The following is a 6,448-nucleotide window of genomic DNA, read 5'->3' on the forward strand; positions in this document are numbered from 1 at the left end:
ATCATATCGTTTTCGGTTGTATCGGTATTGTTCAAACCATCAACAGTTAACAGTTAACAGTCAACTGTCAACATCACCTGACGGTGTTACCGGAAATGATATCATTGGCCTTCTGTTTCCCCATCTAGGAAAAGTTCGGACTCCGGTATCGATTCAAACACCGGACAGTAACCGTCGGGAGTAACTTTAAAGCCAAACAAAGGACTGGACTGGTTCCAACAGCGCTGGCCGCGGTAGTGCTGGCAATTGCCGCAGCATTCGAGGTTGGTGGCAACGGGGCTGCCTTGAAAAAGCAGTTCCCGCTGGGAAATGCCGCGCAGTACAAGTTCTTCGCCTTGCCAGCGGGCTTCTACTAAACCGGTATCGGCAAAGTTGGCCCACCGAGGATCGGCTGTTATCGGACTGGGCAAGCTAATTGCTACCTCTGTGCCTAATTCGCTGAGTTCTCCTTCATAGTTAGTTTCCGGGATCGCGGGCTGCAAAAACATTTCCCCGATCGGCAATTCAACGATCGTACCCGTCGCCGGAGTGTGCAACTGATAGCGGTTCCGCAGCTCGTCTAAGTTAGCCAAATCAGCCAAATAGGCGGGGGAACCGTGCACCAAAATTACGTGCTGGGGACGCAAGTTGTGGATGAGCTGGGTAGTCCCCGGGCCGTCGCAGTGTTCGGCTAGCAAATAAGTTTCGATGCTTCTGACTCCTGATTCGGCCCAGTTGGGCAGCCAGTCTTTGAGGGGATATCCGGGTTTTTGAGGTGCGAGCAAAATCCAAGGATTTGTCCGATCGGCAACATACAAATTCAAATCAGCAATTCGGTCAGTAATCACAATACAAGGCGTTGAGCCGCTCCCTTGCAACTGTTCGGCCCAGAAAGAGCGGCGGACGCGGGGTTTCACCCTTTCGTCCCAAAACAAAGGTTGGTGCAGAGCAAAATTTTGGACAGCCGTGGGAAATTGGGGCAGCAGTTCCAGATAAGCGTCGCAGCCGTCGGCGACAGTGCCGTCTACCCAGATATCCAAGTCGCGGCCTGTGAAATAGTGGTGGCTGCGGAGCAGCATCAGCAGTTCTTGGCCCAAACCGATCGCCGGCGAGGGCAGGAGTACCGAGTACCCGTCGCCGATCGCCCGGTGGATGCGATCGGCTAATTGATTTTCCAGTTGTCGGCGGTGAGGGTGGCGCGCCGTGCCGTAACTGCCTTCGACAATTAATACGTCGGGCTTCATGCCTCGGAGTTCTCCCAGCGGCAAACCTTCCACCAAGCGAGAATTGGACAGGAAAAAGTCGCCGGTGTAAATCAGGGTGTAGGTGCGGTGGGGGGCTGTATAGGTCAGCAGCACCGAGGCCGCTCCGGGCAAATGGCCCGACGGGAACAACTGCACGGTCAGCCCGGGGCACAGTTCGATCGACGACTGCCAGGGCAGTGGCTGGCAGAACTGGGACTCCGGCTGCTGAGATTGTTCCGGCCAGTTGAGCGCTAGCAGTCGCGCTGTCACTTGGCTGGCGTAAATTGGCAAGTCGGGGAAAGACTTGTGAAGTGCTAGCAAACCTCTGGCGTGGTCGGAGTGGGCGTGGGTGCACACGACAAAATCGGCTGGGAGCGATCGATCTAGTGCCGCTGACAGGGGCGAGACATCCTCTACACCGCAGTCAAGTAAAATGCGGTGGGGCCCCATACGCACTAGCAAACAAACTCCTTCCTGTGCGTGGCCTGCGCCGTAAGGTAAACAATCGAGATCCATCACTGGGTTTAGTCCCCTGTTTTGCGCGCAATTTGCAGTATCGCGAAATCTCAAATATTGGCTGCGACTGCATTTATTTCGATCGAGTTCAGATACCGACGCGCGATCGACCAGCTTTGACCAACTAAAATATTTTTCCCGACACAAAAACCAGGTCGATCGCGCGTCGTCCAATAGCCCTAGAGTTTAATGTTGCCTCGAAGGCTCCGGCTCCCGTGCAAGGAAAGTAATAGAACTTTAAGAGTTGATGCAGCTTTCCGAAGGCAGCGACCTTGGGTTTTTGCCTTTCGACAAACTTAATGCTACTGGTTCCGGGCATCAAAAGTTACATTTTATTGCACCTTGCAATAGCAGCGAACTCGATCTCGTATTCTGAGTTTTAAATCTTTTTTCACAATTTGCGCCTGCTAAAAGCTAGTCTTTTTTATGAGAAGATTTTAATTCAGCAGCCCAAAGATGTTGACAAAACTTTACAAATCTTCATCTCTGGGGTTTTGAGGGCGGTGTATAGTCCAATAAGAAAAACTTAGAGAACCAGACTCGTGCTAGCTAACTGCTCCTGTCAGGGCAGAAAGGGAGTTTATGAGTTCGATCGGTTTCTTTGTAAAAGTTTTGATACATTTTTCTAAGCAAACCTTGTGGCTATCCAGGAGAGAGTTTAAATGACTTTTGGACCTGCATCTCAATTGGGCGTCGCCCTATTTGAAGACACAGACCCTATTCAGTTGTGGCCCGGACGCTCGGATGAGGAAGCCGCCACCGTAATTCAAGCAGTGTACCGACAAGTTTTGGGCAATGCTTACGTAATGGAGAGCGAACGGCTTTCGGTTCCCGAATCGCAGCTCAAACGCGGCGAAATCAGCGTCCGCGAGTTCGTGCGCCAAGTAGCGAAATCGGAACTTTACCGGTCGCGCTTTTTTGACGTTTGTCCGCGCTACCGCTATACGGAGCTGACTTTCAAGCACCTGTTAGGTAGAGCGCCAGAGGGCTACCAAGAAACGAAGCATCACAGCAATATCCTCGATGCAAGCGGCTTTGAAGCTGATATCGATTCCTACATCGACAGCGACGAATACCAAAACGCTTACGGGGAAGACATAGTACCGTATTACCGCGGCTACAAAACCCAAACGGGCAAGAACATGGTTGGTTTTACCTATATGTTCCAACTGCTGCGCGGTGCTTCCAGCAGCGACCTGAAGGGCAGTTTGGCTGGTAACAGTCCCAAATTGTACAAGCACGTAATTCAAGAAACGCCCCTAGCTGTAATCGCTCCTTCGGGCGGTTCCGACGGCTGGGCGTTCCAAGATTCGCCCGTTGGCGCTCGGACTCGTCACGGAGCCGGAGCTGGCGAGGAAGGCAAGGTATACCGGATCGAAGTTACGGCTTATCGATCGAATGTGGTCAACCGCGTCTCGAAATTCCGCCGCAGCAACCAAGTCTATCTGGTTCCTTTTGATAAATTATCGCAAGAGTACCAGCGGATTCACCAAATGGGCGGCGTGATTGCTAGCATCACACCGGTCAGCTAAGCAATACCATTTTCGATTGTGGCACGGGGGATTTTCGACTGCAGAATCACTCACGAGCTAAGGGTTTGGAACTAGCTTGCAGTTTCATGCTGTTTGGGAAATGGTATAACGGCAAAATGTCTGCGTAAGGTGCACGGCGTGCACCCTACAGGGGTAAGGTGCACGCTGTACACCCTAGAGTTATTTTGGAACCAATCTACTCGCGGAATTTAACAGAGTAGAAAAGCAGATTTTCAAAGGTTTTTATCAACAGAATAGGAAGGGGGAAAAGTACAAATGGTCAGTACAGCACCAGCAGTAAAATTCGGAATAGAACCTTTTTCGGGCGCACCAGTTGAGCTGTGGCCGGAGAGCGGTTTGGAAGAGTTGCAAGTCGCGATTCGGGCAGCCTACCGGCAGGTTTTGGGCAACGCTTACGTGATGGAAAGCGAGCGTTTGACGAGCGCAGAATCTCAGTTGTGCGATGGTAGCATTTCGGTGCGCGACTTCGTGCGGGCGATCGCCAAATCGGAAATGTATCGCGCCCGATTTTTTGAAACAGCTTCTCCCTACCGATTTGTCGAACTCAACTTCAAACATTTGTTAGGAAGAGCACCTCAAGATCAAGCCGAGATTTCCGAGCACGTTCGCCGGTACAACGAACAGGGTTACGACGCGGAAATTGATTCTTATCTTGACAGCCAAGAATATCAAGAAAACTTCGGCGAAAATACCGTACCTTTCTACCGCGCTGCTGTCAGCCAAGTGGGTCAAAAACAAGTAGGCTACAACCGGATTTTTGCTCTGTTCCGCGGCCCTGCCGAAACTGACACAAATAAGGATTCTCAGCTAACCTATGCTGTGGCAACTAACAGCACCAGCAAGATTGTACCTCCGATGTCTGGAGGACGTAGCGGTTATGCTGACGCGACTGAAAAGATGTTTAAGATTGTGGTGCAAGGCGCTAAGTACAACCAACCCCGCCGCACCAGCACTGTGGAATATATTGTTCCCGGTAACAGGATGACTCCGCAAATTCAGCGGATTAATCGCACGAGCGGCCGAATTGTCAGCATCACTGAAATTGGATAATTGGTAATGGATAATTGGTAAGGCAAACGGGTAATTGCGAAGGTAAAGAAAAAGGATGAATCATGAATTCAAACTTAAAAAATTACCAATAAAAAAGAGGAATTACGCACCGTCGAAGCTCGCAACTTTTGATGAGTAGCGAGTTAACAATTACCAGTTATATCGTTGCCGATAGATCCCTCAAAATCAAAACGGTTCGATCGTTCGGAATGCAAGTTTTCACGATCGGAGGACTTGTAGCGCAAACGATCGAACTAATTACAACTACCAAAGCAATTGAAAATTAGGAGAAAATAAAATGTCTTTATGGGCTGTGGAATCGACACCTGTGGAACTGCGAGCAAATGCTACAGAAGATGATTTGCAAACAGTGATTCGGGCTGTTTACAAACAAGTCTTGGGTAACGCACACTTGATGGAGTGCGATCGGCTAACGAGTGCTGAATCGCTGTTGCGAAATGGCGATATCACCGTCAAGGGTTTTGTGAACTTGGTAGCCAAATCGGATTTGTACCGATCGCTCTTTTTTGAGTCTAGTTCCCCCTATCGGTTTATCGAACTCAATTCTAAGCATTTGTTGGGCCGCGCGCCTGCCGATCAATCGGAAATTTCCGAACACGTTATCACTTATAACGAGCAAGGATACGACGCTGAAATTGATTCTTATCTCGATAGCAACGAGTACAATTCAAGTTTTGGCGAAAATACTGTTCCCAATGCCCGCAGCACTCGCAGCCAAGTTGGCAACAAAAATGTTGGTTTCAATCGGATGTTTGCTTTGTACCGCGGCGATGCTACCAGCGATGCCAGCAATAAGGCAAAATTGATTACCGATGTAGCTGCTAATCTCGGCACAAAAATCAAAGCTCCTGCTAGCGGTTTTGGTGCTTACAGCAATACTGGCAAGCGTTTTCGGATCTCGGCTGTCAAGGGTAGCGGCTCTCGGAGAAGGGTGAGCAATGTAACTTATGAAGTGGGTTACAGCCAGTTGTCTGAGAACATTCAGTATATCAATAAGAGTGGGGGAAGAATCCTCAGCATTACTGAGGTTGCTTAGATCGGTCATTAGACTTCTCCAAAAAATATTGTGGAACAGGCAGGATGCCTGTTCAAAACTTCCGTTTCTGGAGAGGTATATTGGTCAGTAGTTAGTTGTTATTGGTTATTGGTTATTGGTTATTGGTTAGTGCTAATAGCCAATGCCCAATTACCAATTACCAATGCCCAATGCCCAATGCCCAATTCCCAATTCCCAATGAATTTAAGTGAATTTATCGATCGTTCAATTGGCAAATGGCGATCGCAACGCAGCGCTCACCATTTAGCATTCAGTCACTTTGAGGAAGTTCGTTCTAGAATTGACATTGTAGCGCTGAATGCCGACGATGCAGAAGTAGTGGAGCTTTGTCGATCGTACAATATCGATCCTGCTGACGCTGCTCATCCTTTTCGGATGAGTTGGGAGGGCGAGTCGGATTGGGACGAAAAAGAGGTACTAGAAGGCAGTTGCGTGCTCGTACCGGTGCCAAATCCCGAAAATCCGTCCGAGGGGAAACTGCTGCGCGATCGCGGGTATGCTGAGACAGTGCCTGCTGTCGGCCGCTACCAGTTGACAAAAGACGGAACTTTTATTTTAATTACAGAGTACGATCGAGCCGCTGCAGAAGAGCGCATCTGGTTCGGCACTCCCAATTTGCGCTTCCGCGTCTCCCTAATCAAAACAAGCGACGGCGCAGGCGTTACCACCGCTTCTTTTTCATCAGAAATCCGCTGTTTGTCTGCTAATTAGTCATTAGTCATTAGTCATTAGTCATTAGTCATTAGTTGGTAGGGGCGGTGCCCCCGTGCCCGCCCTCTTAGTTGTTAGTTGTTAGTTGTTAGTTGTTAGTTGTTAGTTGTTAGTTGTTAGTCATTTTAGCCGAAGAGCGAAACCGAAGGCTAGTCATCAGTCATCAGTCATTGGATGAGAAACGGCTAATAAAAAAATGCTGACAATTCCCAATTCCCAATTCCCAATTCCCAATTCCCAATTCCCAATTCCCAATTCCCAATTCCCAATTCCCAATTCCCAATTCCCAATTCCCAATTCCCAATTCCCAATTCCCA

The 6,448-nt window shown here is 49.2% G+C and carries 6 protein-coding genes; 5 read left to right on the forward strand and 1 reads right to left on the reverse strand.

Translation table 11 applies throughout. The features are described from left to right. Positions 1-101: 101 nt before the first annotated feature. The gene (locus tag WBA89_RS10850; RefSeq protein WP_424406292.1) at positions 102-1,739 is read right to left on the reverse strand and encodes an MBL fold metallo-hydrolase; all 1,638 of its coding nucleotides are present in this window, start codon (positions 1,737-1,739) and stop codon (positions 102-104) included. A 662-nt stretch (positions 1,740-2,401) separates the two neighbouring features. Here WBA89_RS10850 and WBA89_RS10855 point away from each other — a divergent pair. From WBA89_RS10855 to WBA89_RS10875, 5 genes are all read left to right on the forward strand, one after another. Then, positions 2,402-3,271, forward strand: coding sequence for a phycobilisome rod-core linker polypeptide (locus WBA89_RS10855; protein ID WP_424406293.1), 870 nt, complete (start codon positions 2,402-2,404; stop codon positions 3,269-3,271). Positions 3,272-3,547: 276 nt separating this feature from the next. Further along, positions 3,548-4,342 (forward strand): phycobilisome rod-core linker polypeptide, encoded by a 795-nt coding sequence (locus WBA89_RS10860; protein WP_424406294.1) that lies wholly within the window; start codon positions 3,548-3,550, stop codon positions 4,340-4,342. A gap of 131 nt (positions 4,343-4,473) precedes the next feature. Then, complete coding sequence (locus tag WBA89_RS10865; protein WP_424406295.1) at positions 4,474-4,629, forward strand: hypothetical protein; 156 nt, start codon at positions 4,474-4,476, stop codon at positions 4,627-4,629. 11 nt (positions 4,630-4,640) lie between these two features. Further along, positions 4,641-5,399 carry a phycobilisome rod-core linker polypeptide gene (locus WBA89_RS10870; protein WP_424406296.1) on the forward strand — a complete coding sequence of 253 codons (759 nt, stop codon included), beginning with the start codon at positions 4,641-4,643 and terminating at the stop codon, positions 5,397-5,399. A 198-nt stretch (positions 5,400-5,597) separates the two neighbouring features. Further along, entirely contained in the window at positions 5,598-6,131 is a 534-nt protein-coding gene (locus tag WBA89_RS10875; protein ID WP_424406297.1) for a phycobiliprotein lyase, read from the forward strand. The last annotated feature ends 317 nt before the right edge of the window (positions 6,132-6,448 follow it).

Source organism: Microcoleus sp. (assembly GCF_049646505.1).
Lineage (GTDB): Bacteria > Cyanobacteriota > Cyanobacteriia > Cyanobacteriales > Microcoleaceae > Microcoleus.